Origin of the sequence: Ectopseudomonas toyotomiensis (genome assembly GCF_900115695.1) — a bacterium.
Classification (GTDB): Bacteria; Pseudomonadota; Gammaproteobacteria; order Pseudomonadales; family Pseudomonadaceae; genus Aquipseudomonas; species Aquipseudomonas toyotomiensis.
In genome coordinates, this window is sequence record NZ_FOXK01000004.1 from 219,615 (window position 1) to 244,994 (window position 25,380).

The 25,380-nt window shown below is 62.0% G+C and carries 22 protein-coding genes and 1 pseudogene; 10 read left to right on the plus strand and 13 right to left on the minus strand.

Features of this window, described 5'->3' with window-relative positions:
* Positions 1-62: 62 nt before the first annotated feature.
* From BM186_RS09800 to BM186_RS09815, 4 genes are read left to right on the plus strand one after another with little or no spacing between them, the layout of a single operon-like run.
* Positions 63-884 carry a helix-turn-helix domain-containing protein gene (locus tag BM186_RS09800; RefSeq protein WP_072424043.1) on the plus strand — a complete coding sequence of 274 codons (822 nt, stop codon included), beginning with the start codon at positions 63-65 and terminating at the stop codon, positions 882-884.
* 45 nt (positions 885-929) lie between these two features.
* Entirely contained in the window at positions 930-2,336 is a 1,407-nt protein-coding gene (locus BM186_RS09805) for an NAD(P)/FAD-dependent oxidoreductase (protein WP_074914983.1), read from the plus strand.
* A 33-nt stretch (positions 2,337-2,369) separates the two neighbouring features.
* The gene (locus BM186_RS09810; RefSeq protein ID WP_064494789.1) at positions 2,370-2,711 is read left to right on the plus strand and encodes a cupin domain-containing protein; all 342 of its coding nucleotides are present in this window, start codon (positions 2,370-2,372) and stop codon (positions 2,709-2,711) included.
* Between the two features lie 48 nt (positions 2,712-2,759).
* Positions 2,760-3,836 carry a polyamine ABC transporter substrate-binding protein gene (locus tag BM186_RS09815; protein WP_099481827.1) on the plus strand — a complete coding sequence of 359 codons (1,077 nt, stop codon included), beginning with the start codon at positions 2,760-2,762 and terminating at the stop codon, positions 3,834-3,836.
* 69 nt (positions 3,837-3,905) lie between these two features.
* Here the strand turns inward: BM186_RS09815 and BM186_RS09820 are convergent, their stop codons facing one another.
* The 3 genes from BM186_RS09820 to BM186_RS09830 all read right to left on the minus strand — a co-directional run bounded on the left by BM186_RS09820 (position 3,906) and on the right by BM186_RS09830 (position 8,017).
* Positions 3,906-5,789, minus strand: coding sequence for a methyl-accepting chemotaxis protein (locus BM186_RS09820; RefSeq protein WP_074914987.1), 1,884 nt, complete (start codon positions 5,787-5,789; stop codon positions 3,906-3,908).
* A 146-nt stretch (positions 5,790-5,935) separates the two neighbouring features.
* On the minus strand, positions 5,936-6,976 hold the full coding sequence (locus BM186_RS09825; protein ID WP_074914989.1) for an RNA methyltransferase: 1,041 nt from the start codon (positions 6,974-6,976) through the stop codon (positions 5,936-5,938).
* Between the two features lie 15 nt (positions 6,977-6,991).
* Positions 6,992-8,017 (minus strand): DUF5924 family protein, encoded by a 1,026-nt coding sequence (locus BM186_RS09830; protein ID WP_074914991.1) that lies wholly within the window; start codon positions 8,015-8,017, stop codon positions 6,992-6,994.
* Positions 8,018-8,156: 139 nt separating this feature from the next.
* Between BM186_RS09830 and BM186_RS09835 the strand changes: the two genes are divergently transcribed.
* Together BM186_RS09835 and BM186_RS27125 are read left to right on the plus strand one after the other, a co-directional pair.
* Complete coding sequence (locus tag BM186_RS09835) at positions 8,157-8,450, plus strand: DUF1883 domain-containing protein (protein ID WP_074914993.1); 294 nt, start codon at positions 8,157-8,159, stop codon at positions 8,448-8,450.
* 88 nt (positions 8,451-8,538) lie between these two features.
* Positions 8,539-8,625 (plus strand): small membrane protein YohP, encoded by an 87-nt coding sequence (locus BM186_RS27125; RefSeq protein ID WP_442873392.1) that lies wholly within the window; start codon positions 8,539-8,541, stop codon positions 8,623-8,625.
* 41 nt (positions 8,626-8,666) lie between these two features.
* Here the strand turns inward: BM186_RS27125 and osmE are convergent, their stop codons facing one another.
* Both osmE and metH read right to left on the minus strand, forming a co-directional pair.
* Complete coding sequence (osmE, locus tag BM186_RS09840) at positions 8,667-9,002, minus strand: osmotically-inducible lipoprotein OsmE (RefSeq protein ID WP_072424036.1); 336 nt, start codon at positions 9,000-9,002, stop codon at positions 8,667-8,669.
* Between the two features lie 151 nt (positions 9,003-9,153).
* Positions 9,154-12,864 (minus strand): methionine synthase, encoded by a 3,711-nt coding sequence (gene metH / locus BM186_RS09845; protein WP_074914995.1) that lies wholly within the window; start codon positions 12,862-12,864, stop codon positions 9,154-9,156.
* A gap of 152 nt (positions 12,865-13,016) precedes the next feature.
* On the opposite strand from metH, the gene BM186_RS09850 reads away from it, so the two are divergent.
* Together BM186_RS09850 and nfuA are read left to right on the plus strand one after the other, a co-directional pair.
* Complete coding sequence (locus BM186_RS09850) at positions 13,017-15,293, plus strand: fatty acid cis/trans isomerase (RefSeq protein ID WP_074914997.1); 2,277 nt, start codon at positions 13,017-13,019, stop codon at positions 15,291-15,293.
* A gap of 142 nt (positions 15,294-15,435) precedes the next feature.
* Positions 15,436-16,020: a Fe-S biogenesis protein NfuA gene (gene nfuA / locus BM186_RS09855; RefSeq protein WP_072424033.1), complete on the plus strand. Its 585-nt coding sequence runs from the start codon at positions 15,436-15,438 to the stop codon at positions 16,018-16,020.
* Positions 16,021-16,071: 51 nt separating this feature from the next.
* On the opposite strand, the pseudogene BM186_RS09860 reads toward nfuA, so the two are convergent.
* From BM186_RS09860 to BM186_RS09875, 4 genes and pseudogenes are all read right to left on the minus strand, one after another.
* Positions 16,072-16,298: pseudogene (locus BM186_RS09860) on the minus strand (DUF1272 domain-containing protein).
* Between the two features lie 101 nt (positions 16,299-16,399).
* Positions 16,400-16,669 (minus strand): hypothetical protein, encoded by a 270-nt coding sequence (locus tag BM186_RS09865; protein WP_003460201.1) that lies wholly within the window; start codon positions 16,667-16,669, stop codon positions 16,400-16,402.
* A gap of 181 nt (positions 16,670-16,850) precedes the next feature.
* Positions 16,851-18,044 (minus strand): catalase family protein, encoded by a 1,194-nt coding sequence (locus tag BM186_RS09870; protein ID WP_074914998.1) that lies wholly within the window; start codon positions 18,042-18,044, stop codon positions 16,851-16,853.
* A gap of 33 nt (positions 18,045-18,077) precedes the next feature.
* Positions 18,078-19,952: a di-heme-cytochrome C peroxidase gene (locus BM186_RS09875; protein ID WP_074915000.1), complete on the minus strand. Its 1,875-nt coding sequence runs from the start codon at positions 19,950-19,952 to the stop codon at positions 18,078-18,080.
* Positions 19,953-20,218: 266 nt separating this feature from the next.
* Between BM186_RS09875 and BM186_RS09880 the strand changes: the two genes are divergently transcribed.
* Both BM186_RS09880 and BM186_RS09885 read left to right on the plus strand, forming a co-directional pair.
* On the plus strand, positions 20,219-21,391 hold the full coding sequence (locus BM186_RS09880; protein ID WP_241519867.1) for a sigma-54-dependent transcriptional regulator: 1,173 nt from the start codon (positions 20,219-20,221) through the stop codon (positions 21,389-21,391).
* A 69-nt stretch (positions 21,392-21,460) separates the two neighbouring features.
* Entirely contained in the window at positions 21,461-21,928 is a 468-nt protein-coding gene (locus BM186_RS09885; protein WP_072424029.1) for a DUF3429 domain-containing protein, read from the plus strand.
* Here the strand turns inward: BM186_RS09885 and BM186_RS09890 are convergent.
* From BM186_RS09890 to BM186_RS09905, 4 genes are read right to left on the minus strand one after another with little or no spacing between them, the layout of a single operon-like run.
* The gene (locus tag BM186_RS09890; protein WP_074915002.1) at positions 21,896-22,447 is read right to left on the minus strand and encodes an AAA family ATPase; all 552 of its coding nucleotides are present in this window, start codon (positions 22,445-22,447) and stop codon (positions 21,896-21,898) included. The genes BM186_RS09885 and BM186_RS09890 overlap by 33 nt on opposite strands.
* Positions 22,444-23,013, minus strand: coding sequence for a nicotinamide riboside transporter PnuC (gene pnuC / locus BM186_RS09895; RefSeq protein WP_074915003.1), 570 nt, complete (start codon positions 23,011-23,013; stop codon positions 22,444-22,446). The genes BM186_RS09890 and pnuC overlap by 4 nt, the downstream gene beginning before the upstream one ends.
* A 50-nt stretch (positions 23,014-23,063) precedes the next feature.
* Positions 23,064-23,678 carry a hypothetical protein gene (locus tag BM186_RS09900; protein WP_017676920.1) on the minus strand — a complete coding sequence of 205 codons (615 nt, stop codon included), beginning with the start codon at positions 23,676-23,678 and terminating at the stop codon, positions 23,064-23,066.
* 7 nt (positions 23,679-23,685) lie between these two features.
* Complete coding sequence (locus BM186_RS09905) at positions 23,686-25,320, minus strand: methyl-accepting chemotaxis protein (protein ID WP_074915005.1); 1,635 nt, start codon at positions 25,318-25,320, stop codon at positions 23,686-23,688.
* Positions 25,321-25,380 lie beyond the last annotated feature (60 nt).

Sequence of the window (25,380 nt, forward strand, 5' to 3'; positions counted from 1 at the left end):
GGGGCTAGGCTGGCCGCGGCGAATCAGGCAATCTGCCCGAGCGCTGACCACCGACCTAGACCATGCCTGACAATCTTTTCCCCGACGACGCCGCACAGACCGAGCGCACCCGCGAGATCATCCTGCGCTACCACCTGAGTTGGAAGCACCGCGACCTCGATGCGGTAATGGCGCTGTATCACCCGGAGATCGAGTACAACGACTTCTACCAGCAGCGCTGCATGCGCCTGGGTGAGCTGCGTGAGTACGTCGAGAACAACCTGCCACGCCGCCCGGGCGAGCTGCTGGAGCACGTCGACCGCATCCGTATCGACGGGCATACCGCCTTCATCCAGTACTGCACCAGCTTGCAAGGCGGGGAAGGGCTGGTGTCGTTCCGCACCGGTGAAGCCATCACCGTGCGCGACGGGCTGATCTGGCGGATCAACGAATACGCCACCCTGGTGCATGAGGCGCGTGGCACTGGTGAAGCGGCCAGTTCGCGCCCGGCCATCAGCCGCCTGGGGCTGTCGACCCGCCAGCTCGGTCAGCTGGCGCAGGACCTGCAGGACTACTTTCAGCGCAGCCAGCCCTTTCTCGACCCCGAGCTGGATCTGCAGCAGGTGGCGGCAGCGACGGGTTACAGCCGCAACCAGATATCCCATCTGCTCAATCAGGTTCTGGGCGAGAGCTTCTACCGCTACGTCAACCGCGCCCGCCTGCAGTACCTGCTCGATGGTTTGCAGGCAGGAAGCGACCTCAAGCGTATCGACGAGCTGGCCTTTGCCGCCGGTTTCAACTCGTTGTCGGCCTTCTACAGCTGCTTCAAGCGCCACACCGGGCTGTCGCCCAAGGCCTACCTCAAGCAGATTTCCTCGCGGGCACGCACGCAAGACAGCGACTGATCGCCCCAACTAGCCTTGCGTCATCGATTGATGACGGAGGCGTGGATGAATCCCTGGCGCAACATCAGTCTGTGGATGGATCAGCTCGATGATCCTCTGCAGGCGCGGCCGAGCCTGCAGGCCCATCTGTACGCCGACGTGGCGATCATCGGCGCGGGTTACACCGGCCTGTGGACGGCCTATTACCTCAAGCGCCAGGCGCCGCAGCTGCGTGTGGTGATGGTCGAGGCCGAGACAGCCGGCTTTGGTGCCTCCGGACGCAATGGCGGCTGGTTGATGGGCAACCTGCTCGGCGAGGATCGTCTGTTGGCCGGTGTGCCCGCGTTGGAGCGCAAGGCGGGCTTCGACCTGCTGCACGGCATTCCCGATGAAGTGGCCTCGGTGGTCGCCCGTGAAAGCATCGACTGCGATCTGCGCAAGGGCGGCGTGCTGTATTGCGCGGCGCGCTACCCGGAGCAGGAGGTGCGCCTGCGTGAGTACCTCAAGGAACTGCGTGCGCTGGGCCTGAGTGAAGACGATTACCGCTGGTTGGCGCCAGGCGAACTGGCTGCACAGTTGCGCCTGGCCAATGCCTACGGTGCGCTGTACAGCCCGCATTGCGCGACGATCCAGCCAGCCAAGCTGGTGCGGGGCCTGGCGCACTGCGTCGAGGGCCTGGGCGTCGAGCTCTATGAGCGCAGCCCGGTGATCGACTGGCAGCCAGGCCTTGTGCGCACCGCTCACGGCCTTGTCACGGCAGATTGGGTGGTGCCGGCCATCGAGGGGTACGCCGCCACCTTGCCGCCGCTGGGCAATCACCAGTTGCCGGTGCAGAGCCTGATCGTTGCCACCGAGCCGCTGCCGGCCGATGTCTGGGCCGGTATCGGCCTGGAGCGCGGGCAGGCGTTCAGCGAATTCAGCAGGCAGGTCACCTACGGGCAACGCAGCCTGGATGATCGCCTCATCTTCGGTGCGCGTGGTGGCTACCGCTTTGGCGGACGCCTGCGCAGCGATTTCAACCTCACCGAAGACGAGTTGGGCCTGCGCCGCTACTTGATGGGAGAAATCTTCCCGCAGTTGCGCAACGTGCGGTTCACCCATTCCTGGGGCGGCAACCTGGGTATGGCGCGGCGCTTCCAGCCGCACATGCTGCGCGACACCCGTAACCGCATCGCGCTGTCTGGCGGTTATGGCGGTGAGGGCGTCGGTGCCACCAACCTGGGCGGGCGTACTCTGGCCGACCTGATTCTTGGCCGCGATAGCGAGCTGCTGCGCCAGCCCTGGGTATTGAGCGACAGCCCGATTTCCGGCCTGAGGCGCTGGGAGCCCGAACCGTGCCGCTGGCTCGGTTACAACGCAATCATCCGCAGCTTCGTCCATGAGGACGAGGTGCTCGCCAACCCGCGCAGCCCAGCCTGGCGTCGCCGCCTGGCGCAAGCCGTGGCGGCGCGCATGGAAAGCCTGATGGGCTGAGCGAATGCCGCCGTCCTTTGATCTGGAGTACCAATGAATATCACCCATTTTCGTAACACACCCAGCGTCGGCCTGGACGAGTCCAATCCGGTTGCCGTGCCCCTGAGCGAGCCAGTGGCGGTTACTTCGACCACCAGCGTCGAGCGCAGTGACGGCGTCGAGACCGGCATCTGGGAGTGCACGCCCGGGCGCTGGCGCCGACAGATCGTGCAGCAGGAGTTCTGTCACTTCGTGGCTGGGCGCTGCACCTTTACCCCTGACGGCGGCGAGCCCATCGAGATTCGCGCCGGCGACGCCCTGATGATGCCGGCCAATACCCTTGGCATCTGGGACATACAAGAAACGGTGCGCAAGACCTACGTGCTGATCTTCTGAGTCAGCCGTTTTCAGTACTGCCTAGAACAACAACTCATGAGGTATCCCATGCTGAAGAAACTCCTGCCGTGCCTGATCCTGGCCGGCACCGCTCATGCCGCTGATAGCGTGCGCATCTACAACTGGACCGATTACATCGCCCCGGACACCCTCAAGCAGTTCGAAAAGAGCAGCGGTCTGGGTACCCATTACGATGTTTACGACAGCAACGAGACGCTGGACGCCAAGCTGATGGCTGGGCGCTCAGGCTATGACGTGGTGTTTCCTTCCAACCACTTCATGGCCCGGCAGATTCAGGGCGGCGCGCTGAAGAAGCTCGACCGCGCCAAGCTGCCGAATTGGAACAATCTCAGCCCTGTACTGATGAAGACGCTGGAGGTGAACGACCCGGGCAACGAGCACGGCTTCCCCTATCTGTGGGGCAGCACCGGTATCGGCTACAACGTCGACAAGGTGCGCGCCGTGCTGGGCGATGACGTGAAGATGGACAGCTGGGACGTGCTGTTCGACCCGGCCACGCTAGCCAAGCTCAACCAGTGCGGCGTGGCGATCCTCGACAACGGCCCGGAAATGCTGCCGATCGCCCTGCATCACCTGGGCCTGCCACACCACAGCAAGAACCCTGAGGACTACAAGCGCGCCGAAGCGTTATTGATGGAGATGCGCAAGAACGTGCGTTATTTCCACTCCTCCAAATACGTCGGCGATCTGGCCAATGGCGAGATCTGCATGGCGGTGGGCTTTTCCGGCGACATCATGCAGGCCGGTGCGCGCGCTGCGGAAGCAGGCAACGGGGTGAAGATCCAGTACGAGATTCCCAAGGAGGGCGCGCCGATCTGGTTCGACATGGTGGCCATGCCGGTTGATGCCGGCAACCAAGAGGGCGCTTACGCCTTCATGAACTATCTGCTGCAGCCCGAGGTAATGGCGGCCATCAGCAACCACGTGAAGTACGCCAATGGCAACACCAAGGCCGACGCGCTGGTCGACCCGGCGCTGAAGGCCGATCCGACCGTGTATCCGCCAGAGGCTGTGATGGACAAGCTGTACACCCTGGAGGCCATGCCACTGCAGATCGACCGGGTGCGCACGCGTATCTGGAGCAAGGTCAAGAGCGGCGTCTGATCCCCTGCTCGATGAAAAAAGCCCCGGCATGCCGGGGCTTTTCTTGTGCGTCATTCAATCGCTCATGGTTCAGACCTTGAAACGCCCCAGCAGGCGATCCTGCTGGCCAACCTGCTCCACCATCGAGCCGCACTGGCGCACCTGCTGTTCGGCGCCGCCAGCCAGTTCATGGCTGATGTCGCGAATGTTGGTGGTGTTGCGGTTGATCTCCTCGGTGGTGGCGCTTTGCTCCTCGGCCGCGGTGGCGATCTGCAGGTTCATGTCGTTGATGCGGGTGATCGCCTCGCGGATACGGCCGAGCATGTCGTTGGCCGCGCCAGCGTCTTCGGCGGTCTTGCTGGCCGTGTCGCGGCTCTGTTGCATGCGGCTTTCGGCCTGACGTACACCGCCTTGCAGCTGATCGATCATCTGGCGGATTTCCTGGGTGGCCTGCTGCGTGCGCGAGGCCAGCGAGCGCACCTCATCGGCGACCACGGCAAAGCCACGGCCGGATTCACCGGCGCGCGCGGCTTCGATGGCGGCGTTCAGTGCCAGCAGGTTGGTCTGCTCGGCGATGCTGGTGATCACCTGCAGAATCGACTCGATGTTGTGGCTGAGCTTGGCCAGTTCGTTGATCGCGTGGCTGGTGCCATCCATCTCGTCGGCCAGATGGCGGATCGCTGCGCTGGATTGCGACACCACGCGCACGCCGTTTTCGGTTTCTTCGTTGGCGGCGACGGCGGCCTGGGCGGCGGCTTGGGCGTTGCGCGCCACCTCCTCGGCGGTGGAGGCCATTTCCTGCATGGCGGTGGCGAGCTGATCCAGCTCCTGCAGCTGTTCCTGCAGACGGCGCGCGGCTTGTTCCGACTCGTTGGAGGTCAGGGCCGTGCTTTCGCGGACCTGGCGCGAGCTGCCCATGACGTCGCCGATCAACGTCTGCAGGGTCTGCAGGAAGCGGTTGAATTCCTGCGACAGCTCGCCGATCTCGTCGTTGCTGGTGATCGCCAGGCGGCGCGTCAGGTCACCTTCGCCGCTGTTGATCTCACGCAGCGAGGTGCTGAGCAGGCTCAGGGGTTTGAGCAGGCTGTTCATCAGCAGGCCCAGCACCACCAGGCTGATGGCCACGCCGACCACGGTGCCAACCACGGCCAGCCAGGTCAGGCGGTTGGCCTCGGCCATCACCACGCTCTCGTCCAGCACCACGCCGATGTACCAGTCCATGCCGCGCAGGTTGGGTAGCGGGGTGAAGGAGGCCAGCAGGTTCTTGCCGCCGGCCTCGACTTCGCGCAGTTCCTTGCCCAGCGCCGGGCTCTGGCCGTCGAACAGTTCGCTGTAGGACTTGCCGTTGTACTCGGCATTGGGGTGGGAAATGATATTGCCCGAACGGCTGAGCAGGAAGGCATAGCCGGCGCCATTGAAATCCAGGGTGTTGACCGCATCGGCTACCGATTGCAGGCGGATATCGCCACCGAATACGCCGAGGAACTGGCCCGCGTCGCTGATCCGGGCCACGGCGGAAATGAGGATTTCATTGGTGGTCGAGTCGACGTAGGGTTCGGTCAGCACTGCCTGGTTGCCAGCCTTACCGGTCGCGTACCAGGGGCGTTTGCGCCCGTCCCAGTCGGCACTGGGCTTCCAGTCGTCGCTGTTCTTGATTGGCTTGCCGTCTGTTTCCAGCGCACCGAATACCAGGATGAATTCACTTTTGAGCAGCGGCGCATCGAATACGCGCTGGTTTTCCTCAGGGCTGTAGTTGCTGTCGATGGTTTGCGACATCAGGTCGATCAGACGCAGCTTGGCGTTGAGCCAGTTCTCGATCTGCCTGGCCAGGGCGTTGCTCGATTCGGCAATGCTCGATTCGACCTGATTGCGCAGGGTGTCGCGAACCTGGCTGACCTGGGATAGCGACAGCAGGCTGGTGGTAAGGAACAGCACGGTAGCGGCCGCGATACCGACCTTGTGGGCGATTTTCATGAATGGGCTCCTGGGCACCAAGACGACGGGGCTGCATCCATGCAAGGCAGTTGTCTGCGAGGCAATACAGTGCTGGCTTTTCGCCAGCTGGACGTGTGGTCTCTCTGTACGCTCTTGTATCGGCTCTCAGGCGCCGTTCTTGAGCCTCAGCCGCGCTTTCTGTGCAAGCGACTGGTATTGACCACATCCACCGCGCGGGCGCGCAATTGACCGCAACCGCCGTCGACATCCTGCCCGGCAGAATTGCGCACCTTGGTCAGCACACCGCGGCTGTGCAGATAACGCACCATCTCGACGATGCGCTCGCCGTCGGGACGCTGGTAGTCGTCGGCTTCCAGGCTGTTGTAGGGGATCAGGTTGAGCACGGCGAACTTGCCCTTGAACAGGCGCAGGATGTTGTCCATCTCTTCCTGGCTGTCGTTGATGCCCTTGAGCAGGGTCCACTGGTACTGGATCGGGTAGTCGATGGTGCGCGCGTAGGCTTCGCCCAGTTCCACCAGCTCTTCGGGATCGATGCGCGGCGCCTTGGGCAGCAGGCGCTGGCGCAGTTCGGCGTCAGTGGTATGCAGCGACAGCGCCAGGGCAGGGCGCACGCGTTGCTTGGGCAGGCGCTCGAACACCCGCGGGTCGCCAACGGTGGAGAACACCAGGTTGCGCTGTCCGATGCCGCCCTCGGTGCCAAGCAGATCGATGGCCTCAAGCACGTTGTCGAGATTGTGCGCCGGCTCGCCCATGCCCATGAACACCACTTTCTTCACCGGTCGAAAGCGCCGCCCCAAGGCGACCTGGGCGACCATCTCGGCGCTGCTGAGCTGGCGCAGCAGGCCGCTCTTGCCGGTCATGCAGAACACGCAGGCTACGGCGCAGCCCACCTGGCTGGAGATGCACAGGCCATCGCGCGGCAGCAGTACGCTTTCCACCATCTGTTTGTCGGCCAACTCCACCAGCAGGCGTGCCGAGCCATCTGCGCCAGGGTGTTCGGAGCGCAGCCGGGCCAGTGCATCCAGCTCGCTGGCTATGGCTGGCAGCCCTTCACGTACTGTCAGGGGCAGGAAGTTCTCGGTCTTCTGATGCTTGGTGCCGGTGTCCAACGGCTTGCCTTGCAGCCAGGCACGCGTGATGCGCCCGATATGCTGGGGTTTGGCGCCAAGGTCGGCGAGGCGTTGGTTGAGTTCGGAGAGCTGCATGGGGCGCGGATGCTATCACTTGGCCGGAGTATCGACCACGTCGAAGCGCAGCACGCCGATCATCTGCCCGGCTTCGGTGACGACCCGCACCTGCCAGCGACCTTCGGGCGAGGCCGGGAAGTTGAGTTTGTGCGTCCAGGCGCGATAGCCCTCCTTGCGCCCGCCGTTGATGTCCAGCGCAATGCGGTCGACTTCCCGGCCATTGTGCTGCCAGACGTGGTAGATGCGTTCGTTGAGGCCGCGTGGGGCGTTGATCGAGGTGTAGGCGTAGAGTCCATCGTCGCGCAGCTGTTCCGGGCTGATCTGTTGCAGGCTCTGGCCCGGCGTGCGCTGCTCGCCATCGAAGCGATCACTGATCGCCACCTCGGTCAGCCACAGCGTTGCCGGTGGTACCCAGACCCGCGCCATCCAGCCGGCGCTGGCCATGGCCAGAGGCAGGGCGGCGAGCAGCACAATGCGGCGCCAGCCAGCGAAGCCGATCAGGCCCGGCAGGCTTGGTAGCGCCAGTACCGTGGCAACCGCCAGGGCGATCCGGTAGCTCTGCGGTGTGCTGAGGTGAAAGATGATCGGCAGCGCGGTAAGCATCACCGCGAACAGTGCCAGGCTGTGAAAGATCAGCAGCAACCAGCGCCGCGGCGCCAGCCAACGGTAATAGATCGGGTCGGTGATCGAGGCCAGTGCGGCGATCGCCAGCAGGCCGCTGAACAGTAACTGGCCACTGTTCCAGGTGGTGGTGATGAAGAAGAACGGCAAGACGAAGAACAGACTTTCCTGGTGGATCATCTGTGTGCCGTAGCGCAGCAGCGGCAATGGCAATTCGAAGCCGAAGCGCCGGGCAATGCGTTCGCGCAGCAGGTTCTCCAGCATCAGCCAGACCCAGCTGACCAGCAATACCACGCCCAAGACCTTGGCCAGGTGCGCCTGACGGTCGACCAGGAGAAAACTGGCCACGCCCGAGCAGAAGCCGAACAGGGCAACCAGGCCTGGGTAACGGCGCAGCAGGGCGATCAGCGTGGGGATGCGGTCGAGTACGACTTTCATGGCAGCGGCAAATGGCAGTGTTGGGCGCGCATCCTAGGTAGCGCGAGCCTTGGCTGCAAGCGAGTCGTCAGCTGCGCTGGCGGTGCCGGGCCGCTTGCGGCAATATTGCGCCCCCGTTTCACCACCGAGTCCGAAAAAGATGAAATTCATCCATCAACGCGAGCATCTGGAAGAGGGCGATCTGGTGGTCATCCAATGTTCGCAGCCCTGCAACATCCGCCTGATGAACGATGCCAACTTCCGCGCCTTCAGGAATCGTGGCCGTCACAGTTATCACGGCGGTGCCTTCATCAAGTTCCCGGCGAAGATCCGTGTGCCCTCCGGTGGCTTCTGGAACATCACGCTGGATACCGTCAGCCGTCGCGCGGTAAGCGTGACGCGCAAGCCGCAGATGGAGTACAGCATCAAGATCGTCCGTCGCCCAGGCGCCTGATACTCGCCGCGGCAGTTGAAGAAAAAAGCTAAACGCTGACAGCCAGGCCGAGGTCACAACTCGTGAACCTCGAAAAAGGAGAGTCAGCATGCTGAAGTTTCTGGGCGGTACCGTCGGTATCATTTTCATCATCGGCCTGATCGTGGTGGTGGGATTGCTCTCACTGATCTTCTAGCCAATGAATGGCCCCGCTGCGTGCAGCGGGGCTGATCGTATTCAGAGCCGCTTGCGCTGGTTGCCCTGGTGCTGCTCGCAAGTCATGAAGCCCTTGCTGTCGACCCGGCCGTTGACGTCGAAGTCCACGTAATAGGGCTGTTCCAGGCCGTCGACATTCAACACGTAGTTGTTGCAGGTGCCGCCTGTGACACTGTTGCGCACGTCCGAAGAGGGAGGCCCACCAAGGGTGCGTACCTGCTCCTGAGTCATGCCGTGGTCGACCTGCTTGACCAATGGCTCATTGCGGAAGGTCACGTAATCGGCCGGGTTCTCGAAGGTCGAGCAACCGCTCACCGCGGCCGCTACGGCCAGTACTGCAAGGCTGTGCTTGTACATGTCATCGCTCCGTCGATTGAGCCGAAATGGCTCGACAGGTTTTGGAGCCGCGCCCATGCATGAGAGTTCGAGCTTTTCGATGATCGGCGCGAGTCGCGCCTGGTTCGTGCTGCATGAATGAAAAGAGCCCGCGATTGCGGGCTCTTTGGCATCAGTCGTCGTAGCCCAGGTTGGGCATCAGCCAGCGTTCGCTGACGGCGACGTCCTGCCCCTTGCGCTTGCTGTACTGCTCGATCTGATCCTTGTCGACCTTGCCCACGGCGAAGTACTGCGCCTCTGGGTGGGCGAAGTACCAGCCGGACACCGCTGCCGCCGGGAACATGGCGTAGTGCTCGGTGAGAAACACGCCGCTGCGGCCCGCCTTGTTGTAGTCAGCCTCGGGGTCGAGCAGCTTGAACAGCGTGGCCTTCTCGGTGTGATCCGGGCAGGCCGGATATCCGGGGGCAGGGCGGATGCCCTTGTACTGCTCGCGGATCAGCGCTTCGTTGTCCAGCTGTTCATCCCTGGCATAACCCCAGTAGTCCTTGCGCACACGCTCGTGCAGCCATTCGGCGCAGGCTTCAGCCAGGCGGTCGGCCAGCGCTTTGACCATGATCGAGTTGTAATCGTCGCCCTTGGCCTCGTAGGCCTTGGCCACTTCCTCGGCACCGATGCCAGCGGTGGTGATGAAGCCGCCGACATAGTCGGTTACGCCGCTTTCCTTCGGCGCGACGAAGTCGGCCAGCGACAGGTTCGGCTTGCCGTCGGGCTTGATGCTCTGCTGGCGCAGGTGATGCAGGGTGGCCAGGGGCTTGCCGTCGTCACCGTAGACTTCGATGTCGTCATGGGCGACCTGGTTGGCTGGCCAGAAGCCGAACACCGCGCGGGCCTTGATCAGTTTCTCGTCGATGAGCTTCTTCAGCATCGCCTGGGCGTCGTCGAACAACGCGGTGGCGGCTTCGCCAACCACTTCGTCGGTGAGGATGCGCGGATACTTGCCAGCCAGGTCCCAGGAGATGAAGAAGGGCGTCCAGTCGATGTACTCGGCCAGCGTCGCCAGGTCGATATCGTCCAGCACCTTGGCACCGGTAAAGCTCGGTTTGGGTGCGACGTAGCCGTTCCAGTCGAAGGCCGGCTTGTTGGCGATGGCGTCTGCATAGCCCAGGCGCTCGGTACGCGAGGCGCGGGCCGAGGTACGCTCGCGCACTACGACGTATTCCTCGCGGGTCTTGCGCACGAAGTCGGCCTTCAACTCCTTGGATAACAACTGGGTGGCCACGCCCACGGCGCGCGAAGCGTCTGTCACGTAGACCACCGCGTCGTTGCTGTACTGCGGGTCGATCTTCACCGCGGTATGAGCCTTGGAGGTGGTGGCGCCGCCGATCATCAATGGCAGGTTGAAGCCCTGACGCTGCATTTCCTTGGCGACATGCACCATCTCGTCCAGCGACGGGGTGATCAGGCCGGACAGGCCAATGATGTCGCACTTCTCGGCGATGGCGGTCTGCAGGATCTTCTCCGCTGGCACCATCACGCCGAGGTCGACGATGTCGTAGCCGTTACAGCCCAGCACCACGCCGACGATGTTCTTGCCGATATCGTGTACGTCGCCCTTGACCGTGGCCATGAGGATCTTGCCCTTGGCCTCCGGCTTGTCGCCTTTCTCCGCTTCGATGAAGGGAATCAGGTGGGCAACGGCCTGCTTCATAACGCGAGCAGACTTGACCACCTGGGGCAGGAACATCTTGCCCGAGCCGAACAGGTCACCAACCACGTTCATGCCGCTCATCAGCGGGCCTTCGATGACCTCGATGGGGCGCGCGCACTGCTGGCGGCACTCCTCGGTGTCCTCGACGATAAAGGCAGTGATGCCCTTGACCAGGGCGTGCTCCAGGCGCTTGTCTACCGGCAGCGAGCGCCACTCTTCGTTTTCGACTTCCTTGGCGGCGCCGTCGCCCTTGTATTGGTCGGCGATGGCGAGCAGGGCGTCGGTGCCGCCGGGTGTGCGGTTGAGCACCACATCCTCGACCTTGTCGCGCAGCTCCTTGGGAATCTCGTCGTAGATTTCCAGTTGGCCAGCGTTGACGATGCCCATGGTCAGGCCGTTCTGGATCGCGTAGTAGAGAAATACCGAGTGGATCGCCTCGCGTACCGGGTTGTTGCCGCGGAAGGAGAACGACACGTTGGACACGCCGCCTGAGCTCAGCGCATAGGGCAGGTTGTCGCGAATGAAGGCGCAGGCTTCGATGAAGTCCACGGCGTAGTTGTTGTGTTCCTCGATGCCGGTGGCGACGGCGAAGATGTTCGGGTCGAAGATGATGTCTTCCGGCGGGAAGCCCACTTCGTTGACCAGGATATCGTAGCTGCGCTGGCAGATTTCCTTCTTGCGCGCGGCGGTGTCGGCTTGGCCGACCTCGTCGAAGGCCATTACCACCACGGCGGCGCCATAGCGCTTGCACAGCTTGGCGTGGTGCTTGAACTGCTCGACGCCTTCCTTCATCGAGATGGAGTTGACGATGCCCTTGCCCTGGATGCACTTCAGGCCGGCCTCGATCACTTCCCACTTGGAGGAGTCGATCATGATCGGCACGCGCGAGATGTCCGGCTCACCGGCGATCAGGTTGAGGAACCTGACCATGGCCGCCTTGGAGTCGAGCATCCCTTCGTCCATGTTGATGTCGATCACCTGGGCGCCGGCTTCCACCTGCTGCAGGGCGACTTCCAGTGCCTCGGTGTAGTTCTCCTCGCGGATCAGCCGGGCGAACTTGGCCGAGCCAGTGATATTGGTACGCTCGCCGACGTTGACGAACAGCGAGTTGCGGTCGATGGTGAAGGGCTCGAGGCCCGACAGGCGGCAGGCCTTCGGAATCTCTGGAATGGCGCGCGGTTGGTACTTGGCGACCGCCTCGGCAATGGCCTGGATATGCCCCGGCGTGGTGCCGCAGCAACCGCCAATGATGTTGAGAAAGCCGCTGGCAGCGAACTCTTCGACCACCGCGGCCATCTCGGCAGGCGATTCGTCGTACTCGCCGAAGGCGTTGGGCAGGCCGGCGTTGGGGTGCGCAGAGACGTGGGTGTCGGCCTTGTTGGACAGTTCTTCCAGATACGGGCGCAGGTCTTTGGCGCCAAGGGCGCAGTTCAGACCGACGGAAATCGGCTTGGCGTGGCGCACCGAGTTCCAGAACGCCTCGGTGGTCTGGCCGGACAGGGTACGGCCGGAGGCGTCGGTGATTGTGCCGGAAATCATGATCGGCAACTCGACGCCGTCTTCGTCGAACACTTGCTGCACGGCGAAGATCGCCGCCTTGGCGTTGAGGGTGTCGAAGATGGTCTCGATCAGGATCAGGTCGGCGCCACCTGCGATCAGGCCGCGAGTGGCCTCGGTGTAGTTATCTACCAGTTCATCGAAGGTAACGTTGCGGTAGCCGGGATCGTTGACGTCAGGGGAAATCGAGCAGGTGCGGCTGGTCGGGCCAAGCACGCCGGCGACGAAGCGCGGGCGATCCGGGGTTTCCAGGGTCTTGGCGTCGGCCACTTCACGGGCTACACGGGCACCGGCGACGTTCAGCTCATAGGCCAGGCCTTCCATGCCGTAGTCGGCCTGGGATACCTGGGTGGCATTGAAGGTATTGGTTTCCAGAATGTCGGCGCCGGCATCCAGATAGGCCTTCTCGATGGCAGCGATGACCTGCGGCTGGCTGAGCAACAACAGGTCGTTGTTGCCTTTTACATCGCTCGGCCAGTCGGCGAAGCGCTCGCCGCGGTAGTCGGCCTCTTCCAGCTTGTAGCTCTGGATCATGGTGCCCATGCCGCCATCGAGGATCAGGATGCGCTCCTTCAGGGCTTGCTGGAGGGCTTGGAGGCGGGCGCTGCGATCGGACATGAGAACTACCTGAGCAAAGCGGAAACAAAGGTGGGCGATGATAGCAAAGCTGCAGGGTTCTGGAGCACTAGCGGGCTTTTCATGAATTTCATTCATGTTGCTGGGGGCGCCGTCTCGTTAGAATTGCCAGCATCGCACTCAAGGACGTGGTCATGCTCAAGCCTGCTGCTCTGTTTCTTCTTTCTTTCGCAGCTGGCCTGGCCCGTGCGGAAGCGATTTCCTATATCGATGATGTCCAACCGATCCTCACCCACAAATGCGTGGCCTGCCATACCTGCTATGACGCGCCGTGCCAGCTCAATCTCGGTAGCGGTGAGGGCATTGCTCGCGGCGCCAGCAAGCAACTGGTGTACGACGGTACGCGCAGCAAGGCGCAAGCGACCACTCGGCTTTATCTGGACGCACATGGCGAGGCAGCCTGGCGCCAGCGCGACTTTCATTCCGTGCTCGATGGCGGGAACGACCAGGCGGCGCTGATCAAACGCATGCTGGAGCTGGGTCGTAGCCAACCGATCGAGCCCAATGCCAAGCTCCCTGACAATCTCGACATTGCCATCACCCGCAGCAACAGCTGCCCATTGCCGGGCGAGTTCGCTGCCTATGCGCAGAAGAATCCCCATGGCGGCATGCCGTTCGCCGTGACGGGGCTGAACGATGACGAGTACGCCACCCTGGAACAGTGGCTGGCCCAGGGTGCACCGGTCGCCGAACAGGCGCTCAAACCCAGTGCAATCGAGTTGCGCCAGGTGGAGGATTGGGAAAGCTTCATGAATGCGCCCGGTGCGCGGCAGGATCTGGTGGCGCGCTGGCTCTACGAGCACCTGTTCCTCGCGCATTTGCACTTCGAGGGCGGTGAGCCTGGGCACTTCTTCCAGATGGTCCGTTCGCGTACCCCCAGCGGCAAACCCATCGATCCTATCGCCACGCGCCGCCCCAACGACGATCCGGGCACCGAGTTCTACTACCGGCTATGGCCGATCCAGGGCGTGATCGTGCACAAGACGCATATCACCTATCCGTTGGATGACGCCAAGCTGGCGCGGGTCAAGGAGCTGTTCTTCGGCGAAGACTGGGCGCTGGACGCTGTGCCGGGTTACGGCGCACAACGTCGCGCCAACCCCTTCGAAACCTTCGCCGCGATTCCGGCGCGTGCGCGCTATCAGTTCATGCTGGATAACGCCGAGTATTTCGTGCGTACCTTCATCCGTGGTCCGGTGTGCCGCGGGCAGATCGCCACTGACGTGATTCGCGACAACTTCTGGGCCGTGTTCCAGGCGCCGGAGCACGATCTCTACATCACCGATGCCAATTACCAGCGCGAGGCCACGCCGCTGTTGGCCATGCCCGGCCAGTTCGACGATATCGGCGATCTGTTGGGCCTGTGGCGCAACTATCGCGACAAGCGCAACGATTACGAGAACCTGCGCAAGGACGCTTACGCCGACGCACCTCCTGCGGACTGGGCGCATATCTGGAGCGGCAATGACAACGCGCTGCTGTCGATCTTTCGCCAGCACGACAGTGCCTCGGTGCGCAAAGGCCTGCTCGGGGAAATTCCGCAGACCCTCTGGTGGATGGATTACCCGCTGCTGGAGCGCACCTACTACCAGTTGGTGGTCAACTTCGACGTGTTCGGCAACGTTTCGCACCAGGCGCAGACGCGGTTGTATTTCGATCTGATCCGCAATGGCGCCGAAGTGAACTTCCTGCGCCTGCTGCCGGCGCGTTCTCGTGAGGCTTACCTGGATGACTGGTATCAGAACAGCGGCAAGTTGAAGATGCTGCTGGACTACACCTCGGTCGATCATCGTTCACCGAGCGCCATTGGCCTGACCGGTGACGATCCGAAGAAGCAGTTCGCCGAACAGCTGCTGCAGCGCTACGCCAAGCTCAACGCGCGTCCTGATCCGATCAACCGCTGCACGGGCGCGCAGTGTTATCGCGACGGTTTGCCCAGGGAGCTGCAAGATGTCGAGCAGACGTTGGCGCGCCTGGCCAGTCGTCCGGCGGGCGGCTTGCGGGTGATCGATCAACTGCCAGAGGCGACGATGTTGCGGGTGGAACTGAGTGATGGTTCGCGCGAGATCTACAGCCTGCTGCGCAACCGTGCGCACAGCAACGTGGCGTTCATGCTGGGAGAGGAGCTGCGCTATCAACCGCGCCTGGACACCCTGACCATCTACCCGGAAGTGCTGAGCAGCTACCCGAATTTCCTGTTCACGGTCGAAGCGGGGGAGGTGGATACCTTCGTCAAGCAGATGGAAGGTGTTAGCGACGCAAAATCCTTCGAGCAAATCGTCGAGCGCTGGGGTGTACGGCGCAGTCATCCCGAGTTCTGGCGCTATTTTCACGATCTCGCCGAGCATATTCGCGAAACCCAGCCGTTGGAGACAGGCGTGCTGGATATGAACCGCTATCAGAACCTCTAAACGCACCGGAGCGCACGTGAAGTGCGCTCCAGATCGCTTGTTGCATGGCAGCTATGGCTGCGATCAATTCCTACTAATTTAGTTGGGCTTTAACCGGGCGGCGCTCTGGCGTACACTGCGCTCATGTTCGCGAGGAGTTGCCATGAGCGCCATCATCATTACCCAAGCTGCCGAAGATTACCTGGCCGAGCTGCTGAGCAAGCAGGACACTCCGGGTATCGGCATCCGAGTTTTCATCACCCAGCCGGGTACGCCTTACGCGGAAACCTGCATTGCCTACTGCAAGCCGGGTGAGCAGAAGCCTGAAGACACCGCCGTTGGCCTGGCCAGTTTCACCGCCTGGATCGATGGCATCAGTGAGCCTTTCCTGGAAGACGCAGTCGTCGACTACGCCACCGATCGCATGGGCGGCCAGCTGACCATCAAGGCGCCGAACGCCAAGGTGCCGATGGTCAACGAAGACAGTCCACTCAACGAACGCATCAACTACTACCTGCAGACCGAGATCAATCCCGGCCTGGCCAGCCATGGCGGCCAGGTGACGCTGATCGACGTGGTCGAAGAGGGCATTGCCGTGCTGCAGTTCGGCGGTGGTTGCCAGGGTTGTGGCCAAGCCGATTACACCCTCAAGGAAGGCATCGAGAAGACCTTGCTCGAGCGCATTCCTGAACTCAAGGGGGTGCGTGACGTGACCGACCACAGCAATCGCGAGAACGCCTACTACTGATAAGCGTCTTGCACATGAAAAAGGGGCGACTGGAGTCGCCCCTTTTTCATGTCAGGCCTTGAGTACGCGTTTGCTGGAGGCGGGGAAGCGTTCGAGCTTTTCGGCCGGGCGAATCGGGCGCTTCACCAGTTCACCACCGCAGTTCGGGCAGCGTAGCGCCAGGACGGATTCGGCGCAGGAGCGGCAGAAGGTGCACTCGAAGGAGCAGATCAGGGCATCAACACTGGACGCAGGCAGATCGCATCGCAGTTCTCGCAGTTGGGGCGCAGTTCAAGCATGGCGCTAGGCTCGGCACAGTGGGTGATCGCAGCAGTCTGCAGTCGCTGGCGGCCAGGCGCAACGGGCAAATCTGGGGGCGCGCAAGGCGCCCCGGCGGGGTTTATTCCGGCATGCTCCAAGGCGCCAGGTCAAAACCTTGGCTGCGCAGCTCATCACGGGAGCGCTGCAGTGCGTCTTCCAGCTGTTGCGGGTCACTGTAAGTGGCGCTGGACAGCTGGGTGCGGCCGAGCAGGCGGGTGTTGGTGCGGTCGATGACGCTGATGCTGACGACGCCGGTGCCGTCCTGCGGAGCCCAGGCCACGCACTGGAACGGGCGGAAGGCGCGATCGGCAATCAGCAGGGCTTCGTTGAAACGCAGCGGTGTGTTCATGGGGTCGGCTTCTCCGAGTTGTTCCCAACAATCAATGGCGGCCAACAGGTTATTGATGTTGGCCTTTCAATGTTGTTGATGAACTCAGCAGACCCATAAGTCACACATGGCTGAAAAAAGTTTTATTACCGGTGTAGTGTGCCTTGATAAAAACTTCTGGCGTCTCGCCGGCTACAACTCTCTACTGCGAAAGTTCCACCTCTGTTTCTTGCGCAACTGGCTGCGGCGCAGCGTTAGCGGGGGCTGGGGCGTTGCGCTGATGGCGATAGGCGCTTACCGCCTCATATACCGACTTGCGCAAACGGTTTATGCCACCGATAGGCCGGTGTTCGGGAAGTGCATGCCAGGGGTTGAAGGACAAATTGTCGCAGAACAGGTTTTGTTCACGGCTATCGAAGTCCTGCGGGTGTACGGTAATACGTGCAACGCTCTCGAAGGGCGATATCTTTTCACTCCATTCGACTGTCGGATCTTCGATGGGCATGTAGTACTGCGCGTTCTGCTTTTGCACCTGAAGTTCAAAACAGGCCGGCGCACGGTCCAGTGACAACTGCTGGTAGAGCGCATTACGCAGGAAGTTGGGCAGGTCGGTGTTTTGTTCCGGCAGCTCGTAGGGTGGGCAATTCTGTGGGGCCGGCACCACGCGGTACTTGATGTTCAACTCGCCGAGCTTGAACGGCGCGATGGAGTTGTAGGTAGTGGCCACGGGGCTTTCTGGCGCCGGAGCCAGGGTCTTCAGGGCGATGATCAGGTGGCGTGCCTCCCAGGTGCGCGGATCCCAGCTGGGGAAGAACGCCAGGGCCTTCTTGCCATCGGCCTGGGCGGCGAAGTTGGTACGGTACTCAGCCACGTCGCGAACGAAGAAGGCTGGATGGTTGAACATCACGAAATCCTGTTCGCCAGCATGCGCCGAGCTCTTCATGAGTTTCTCGCCAGGTACGTCGAGCAGTTTGATGGCCATGCCGCGCGCATCGCGAGCACGGTCGAACTGCGGGTAGGCATTGCCGTTGGACAGGCGCATCCAAGCCTGCCAGGTGTGGCCCGGCTCGGCGAACACACCCTGGCGCAGGCTCTCATCGAGATCGTCCAGCACCTGGACTTCGGCCTTGACGCAACCATGGGCCTTGGCATGCGCATCGCGCAGCACGCGGGTATTGTCGCGGTGCTGCTCGACGATACGTACCGCGTCTTCGATGATCAATCTGGTGAGCGCGGCCTCATCCGGCGCGATCTGTTCTTGCGTGGAAACCGGGCCGGAGAATTTCCAGGCGTAATAGGCTTCACCCAGGCCCCAGCCAACCAGGCCTACAAGGGCGACGGTGAGCAGCAGTTTGCCGAGCAGGCGACCGAGCCAGAGCCAAAAGCGTTTCAACATCGTTGCAATCCTTGTTCTAGATATCGGTTGAAATCAGCCTTCGCAGTTCGGGCCGGGCGTCCAGGCTTGTACCGGCACGTCACTGAGCTGAGTTTCCAGATCGGCATTACCCAGCACTTTCAGGTATTCGATCAGCGCCAGGCGTTCGTCGGGTGACAAGGCGCGCCCGATGACGCCCTCCTGACGGCAGCCATCGCGGAACTCATGGCCACCATTGCCATTGCCGGTAACGCGGGTATCGAGCAGGAAGCCCCCCGGGAACTTGTCGCTGCGATAGCCCACGCGTACCGGGTCGAATTCGAAATTACCGACCCAGAACTGGGCCTGCCGCTCGTATACGGGAGAGAGCAACTCGAACAGATTGGGTACCGAACCGTTGTGCAGGAAGGGTGGGGTGGCCCAGATGCCGTCGAGTGGGCGGGCCTTGTAGCCGCGCTTTTCCTGGACGCCGATAGGCAGGCCATAGCCGTCCATTTCCTTGCGCTGGCGTGGCCCGATGCCGGCGTCCTGATAGGCGCGGTTTTCCACGTAAGCGGTGATATAGGCCAGGCCCTTGGCGCTGGAAATGCTCTTGAAATCGACCTCATCGAGGCTGGAGCCGAACAACTTCACATCCAGGCGCGACAGCTCAGCCTTGGTCCAGCCCAGGCGACTGATATCGAAACGATGATCAGCGATGTTGTCGGCGGTAGTCGGGTCGGTGCCGACGATGCTGATCGGTACGACGCGCATCTTCCACTCAGGGTCGCGCGAAGGAGCCAGGCGCTGGTCGCGCGGCTTGGGATCGGGGGCATGGCAATAGGCGCAATTCTCGGTGTAGAGCGCCTTGCCACGGCTGGCCAGCGGCAGATCCACCTTGCCGAATACAGCCTCTGGCCACTTGGGTGGCTGCAGCCGTTTCAAGGTTTCCTCCAGGGTGTAGAGGCCATGCAGGCGCACGCTGGAGGCATAGCGATCAGCCTCGGCGACGCCTTTGCCGTGTTCGTCGAGCAGATGCAGGCTGGCACCGACGCCAAGGGCTTCGCCAACGTTGCGCGCCATCGGCTGCATGGCCGAGCCATTCCATTGCACCCAGTCGAATTTCCAGATGTCCCAGAGTTGCGGGTAGCTGACCGGGGCATTGGCGACGCGGTAGTTGGCGTCATCCAGCACATCGCCGAACACGGTATTGGCGATACGACCGAATGCATCGGTACGGCCAAAGCCTTCTTCGGTCGGATACAGGCCGCGGTGCCAGTCGTTGAAAGCCGTAGCCAGCAGCCGGTCGAGCACTTGCTTGAAGTCCTCGCGCAGTTGGTCACGGCCTTGCGGGTATTGATCACCCAGGACTTCCTGGGCGAAACGACGGAATTTCAGCGGGTTGTAATAGGTGAAGGCCATGCTCATGCCTAGCGCCTGGCCAAAACCGCCGCCGCGCAGGGTGGGTACGGTGGAGGCCAGCGAGTGCAGGGCAGCACCGCCGTCGATACGCACGGCCTGGCCTTTGTAGCGCAGCTCGCCGGTATGGCAGGCGGCGCAACTGATATCGAGAAAGTGCTCGCCGCTTTCGTTGTCCTGGTGACGGGTAAAACCGACAGGCAGATTGCCGGGATTCAGAGCGCTTGGCTGCTGCTTGGGATCGGTGAGAAAGCCGAAGCGGGCCAGATAATCGAGGCGGGCGAATTTCTCGGTACCGAATGGCATTTCCAGCGCGCTGAACCAGTCATAGCGCAGGCCTTTAACCGTGGTGCCCTGCGGCGTGTAGTAATAGGTCTGGCGCTGCTCTTCGCTCCACTGGTCCAGATAGTGCAAATCTCTGGGCTGCTGATAGGTCGGCAGGTTGGGGTTGGCGACGTAATACAGCGCCACCGCCAGGCCGATAAGCGCCAGCAAGATGAAAATTTTAAGGGTACGGCGGAGCAGACGCATCAGAGACTTCCTTGTAGCGTTCTTATTAATCGGTCTGTTATGCCAATACTGCAGACTATTGGCAAGGTGCCATCCCCTTGATCATGAAAACTCTGCAATAACCAGTAGGAACAATGCATATAGAGAAATGATCCATGAAGCGTCAAAGTTCTTGCTAGCTTTACGTTTGCGAGCGCCAAATTGTTGTTTTTATTGGAATTACAAAATAATGGCGCCAAGGATGGAGTATGTTGGAGGCTGTTTCCGTCGCATCCCGGCAATTACTGATGCTCGATCCTTTCGATGCATGCGAAGCGCTGCTTCAACCATTGCAGGCCGCTGGCTGGTCGGTGCAGCACTGCACGCCAGAAACGCTCAATGGCCATGCAGGTGACGCACTCTTGTTGTACCTCGATCAGCGACCGAGTCATGCATTGCTCAAACAGCTGCAACTGACGGGACTGGGTTGCATCGTGCTGGCGGATGCCGAGCGATTGAGGCAGGTCGGCAGCGAAGAGCTGGCCGGCGAATGGTGTTTCGCCGCGCTGACATTGCCGGGGGAAATGCCCCGCTTACTGGAGACCTTGCAACAGGCGCAGGCAGTCACTCGCTTGCGCAGATTGAAAAGCGGACGACAACTGCCGCAGTTCTTGGGTAATTGCGGTGCAGCGCGCAGTCTGCGTCGGCAGCTGGATCGCCTGAGTCGTATCGATGGGCCGCTGCTGGTCAGCGGGGAACGTGGTAGTGGCAAACATCTTCTGGCCCGCTTGCTCCATCAGCGCTCATCCTTTGCAGCCCAGGCCATGCGCGCTATCGACTGCGCCGAGCCTCTCGACGAGGGCGCTCTCGCCGCATCGAGCGTTACCAGCGTACTGCTCGAAAACGCCTCCCTGCTTTCTGCGGCTGACCAGCAAAGGTTGCTGGACTACCTGCAGCGCCATCCTCAAACACATCTATTGACCCTGGACCGAGGCGAGTTGGCGCAGGCAGTCCAGCAGGGACGTTTCAGACGGGATCTATTTCATCAATTGGCGGCGCAACAGCTGCAAACGCCGAATCTGCGCGAACATCCAGGCGACCTGTCGCTGCTGGCCGAGCATTTCGCCAAACAGCACGGGGCGATGATCGGGCGGCATCATCGGCGTTTCAGTGAAGAAGCGATCGACGCCATGATCAGCCATACCTGGCCAGGCAATGTGCGCGAGCTGCGCAATCGCGTGATACGCGCACTGGTGCTGGCTCAAGGGCGACAGATTCTTGCAGCCGACCTTGGCTTGCGCCCGGCACAGGCCAGCATCGACGCCCCGGTAACGCTGGAAGACTACATACTGCGGGCCGAACGGCAGGCGCTGAACGACGTCCTGGGCCGCTACGCCAACAACATGAGCCAGGCGGCGCGGACGCTCGGGGTGTCTCGGCCAACCTTCTATCGCTTGCTGCACAAGCATCGTCTGCGCTGAGACTCATGGCTGTAACGCTTGAGAAACACTGCTAAGGTGCTCGGGACACCTATCGCCAAGGAGATCGCCATGCACCCATTCGACGCCGAGAAGCCGCCGCAACTGGCCGTGTTGCTGGGTTATGCCGGGTTGGTTCCATTCGTTGGCGGTGCGCTGGGTATCTGGGTGATTCCCATGGGCTGGCGGCCTTTCGTGCTGGGGGCGTTGCTGGATTTCGCAGCCGTGATCCTGGCTTTCATGGGCGCCATCCACTGGGGGTTGGCGATGCGGGCGGAGGAAACCGACGAGAATGCCAAGTTGCAATTGGGGCTCTCGGTGATCCCGCCGTTGCTGGGCTGGGCTGCACTGGCTGGCGGACTGCCGATGGGCTTGTCGCTACCGATTTTCCTTTTTGCCTTTATCGGCCTGTATCTGGCAGACATGCACGCGGTACGCGTAGGACTGGCGCCGCAATGGTATCCGGCACTGCGTACGCCGTTGACGCTGGTGGTGTGCCTGAGCCTGTTAGTGGCCTGGGCCAGCGTACTGATTCGCTGAGCCGAGCAGCGTTGCGACCTGCTTCAGCGCTTCCTGTCGCCTCTCGTCCCAGTCACCTGAAAGTTCGCAGAAACGCTGCCCGTTACCCTGCAGCCAATCCCGGCAAGCCTGATGAAAAGCCTGGCGCTCTGCCAACTGTGGCTGGCAACGCTGGCCATCTTCGACCCAGGGCACGCCAGCGGGGTCGAGCAACAGATGCTGGTCGTAGTGACGCGCCAGCAATTCGGCCTCCAACCACTGCGGACAGTCGCCAAACAGGCAACGGCTCCAGAGCATGTTGCTCAGCAGGTGGGTGTCGAGAATCAGCAGTGGCGGCCTGACTGCCCGCGCAGCATCCTCCCAGGCCAGTTGCCCGCGCGCGATCTCGGCGATGTCGGCGTAACAGGTATCGCGCCGCTGCTCATCGATGAAATGGCGCACGTACTCGCCCACCACCACGCCACCGAAGCGTGCCTGTATTTGCGCCGCAAGCCAGCTTTTGCCGCTGGACTCCGGCCCGGTCAGCACCAGTACTTTCATGGCGCGTACTGCAACGCCGGGTCGCGACGCCAGCTCAACCAGCCGCTGACGGCCAATGCGGTGAAAGCAGCGTAGAGACCAGCAGTAAGATACAGCTCGCTATAGAGGAAGAAGGCCACGTAGCAGAGGTCTACCACCACCCAAAGCGCCCAGCATTGCAGGCGTTTCTGCGCCATCCACAGTTGCGCGACCAGGCTGAAGGCAGTCAGCGCTGAATCCAGCCAGGGCGAGCTGGCGTCGGTGTAGGTCGCCATGAGATAGCCGAGCAGCCCGGCACCGAGCGTGCCGATCAACAGGCCAGTCAGGGCTGCGACCATGCCCAGGCGGCTGACCTTGCGCCCATCATGGCATTCGCCGCCACGGGTCCACTGCCACCAGCCGTAGAGCTGCAGCGCGGCGAACAACAGTTGCAGAAGCAGATTGGAGTACAGGCGCCAGTCATAGAACAGCCAGGCGTAGAGCAACACCATCACCAGGCCGATGGGCCAGCACCAGGGGTTCTGTCTGACCGTCAGCCATACCGCGACGATGCCGAGCCCGGCAGCAACGAGTTCGAGCCAGGACATCCGGCGTCCTCAAATATGAAAAGGGTGGCGATTGTACTGATGCCGGCGGTTCAGCACACCAGGCTGTCGGCTTGTCGATAGAGCATCAGCAGCTTACGGGTGATGGTTTGCTGGATGTCGTCGCGCTCGAAGCTCGACAGTCGCTCCAGGCGTGCCAGTTGCAGGCGATGCAGGTGGATGTAGGGCATCTGCTGGTCGAACTCACGCAGGTCGCCCTTCATCAATACCGGCAGGAACAGATCACCGATTTTCTTCTGGTTGCTGATGATCTGCGCCAGTGCCGGTTTGAAGGGCATGGTCTTGGGCGCAGGCCCATCGTCCTTGATCTGGGTGCTGAGCAGCAGGCCCGGCTTGCCCAGAACCTTGCCCGGCAATACGCACAGGCCCGTCTTGCGGATGGCCTGGCTGTCGATGCCGTGCAGGGTGTCGTGGAAGGCGTAGGGGTTGGGCAGCACCACCATCTTGCGACCGAGATCGGTGGGGAAGTGCAGGCTGTAGTTGGTGTACAGCTGCCCCACCGATTCGGAATAGACGCACAGGCGATTCTCGAACAGCTTGATGAAACGCTCGGCCAGCTCGCGGCGGGCCATGCTGTCCAGGTCCCAGATCAGGTCCTGGTTCTGCGGCCGACTGAAATCGACCTCCTGATGTTGCATGCTGCTCATGCTCGACTCATACGCGGAACTGCCCAAGCAGACGATTGAGCTGGTCGGCCAGCTGTTTCAGGTGCTGGCTGGCTGCGCTCGACTGTTCGGCAGCCTCGGCGGTGTTGTGGGCCAGTGCTGCCGTCTGCGTGACGTTCTGATTGATGTCTTCCACCACGTGGGATTGTTGCAGGGTGGCGCTGGCGATCGAGGCGTTGAGCCCGGTCAGGTTGCGTAGCGATTGGGCGATCTGGGCGAGGCTCTCGCCAGCCTGGCTGGCCTGTTCCACGGTCAGCTGGGAAGCACGGCTGCTGTCGTTGATCACCTTGACGGCGGCCTCGGAGTTGCCTTGCAGGCGCTCGATCATACCCTGAATTTCAGCGGTGGACTGCTGGGTACGTTGCGCCAGAAGCCTCACTTCGTCCGCGACCACGGCGAAACCACGGCCCTGCTCACCGGCGCGGGCAGCCTCGATGGCGGCGTTGAGAGCGAGCAGGTTGGTTTGCTCGGCGATGGAACGGATCACCTCCAGCACGCTGCCGATCTGCGTGCTCTCACTGGCCAGCGATTGGATCACCTCGACGGCCTTGTCGATGGTGCCCGACAGCTGATCGATCTGGCGCAGGCTCGCCTCGATGTTCTGCTGGCCCTGGCTGGCCTGCTCCTCGGCGGTGTGCATCTCGCTGGAGGCGTGCTCGGCGTTTTTCGCCACGTCCTGCACGCCGTAGGTCACCTCGTTGACGGCGGTCGCCACCAGTTCCATCTGCTGCGCCTGTTGCTGGCTGTGGCGCTGCGCTTCGCTGGAGATGTCGCCAAGCGAGCGGGCAGCCTGATCGAGCGACCCCGCTGAATCGAGCATCTGCCGGATCACATGACGCAGCTTCGCGGTGAAGGCATTGAAATAGGTCGCCAGGGCGGTCAACTCGTCACGCCCATGGGTGTCGAGGTTGCGAGTCAGGTCGCCTTCGCCGCTGGAAATGCTGGCCATGGCGTCCACTGCGGCCTGCAGCGGCTGCACGATGCTGCGAGTGATCAGCACCACCAGTCCAGTCAGGAGCAGGGCGATCAGCAGACCGATGCTCATGGCTTTCACTGCCTGGGCCCTGAACTCCGCCTGCACGTCATCGACATAGACGCCGGAGCCGATGATCCAACCCCAGGGCTGGAACAGCTCGACATAGGAGATTTTCGGTACCGGGTCAGTGGCGCCGGGTTTTGGCCAGCGGTAGTCGACCTGGCCGGCCCCCTGGCTGCGGGTAATGGCAACCATGTCGTTGAACAGCGCCTTGCCGTCCGGGTCCTTGAAGCCGGAAAGGTTCTGCCCCTCGAGCTTGGCATTCATCGGATGCATGAGCATCACCGGGGTCTGGTCATTGATCCAGAAGTACTCCTGGCCGTCGTAGCGCAAACCGCGTACCACTTCCATGGCCTGCTTCTGCGCCTCTTCGCGGCTCAGGCTGCCGGCGCTTTCCAGGTCATGGAAGTGCTTGAGAATACCGGCCGCGCTCTGCACCACATGCTCGGTCTTTTCCGATTTGCCGGCGTAAAGATCGGTGTGGATCTGGCGCAGCATGTAGGCGCCCTGCAAGATCAGCGTCAGAATGGCCAGCGCCAGGATCAGCCATAGACGGCGGCTGATGGGAAGACTACGTAAGCTGTTCATGGACGAATTCCTGATTGTTGTAATTGTCGGCTTCAGGGCTGCCTCGAAGGGTGCAGAGCA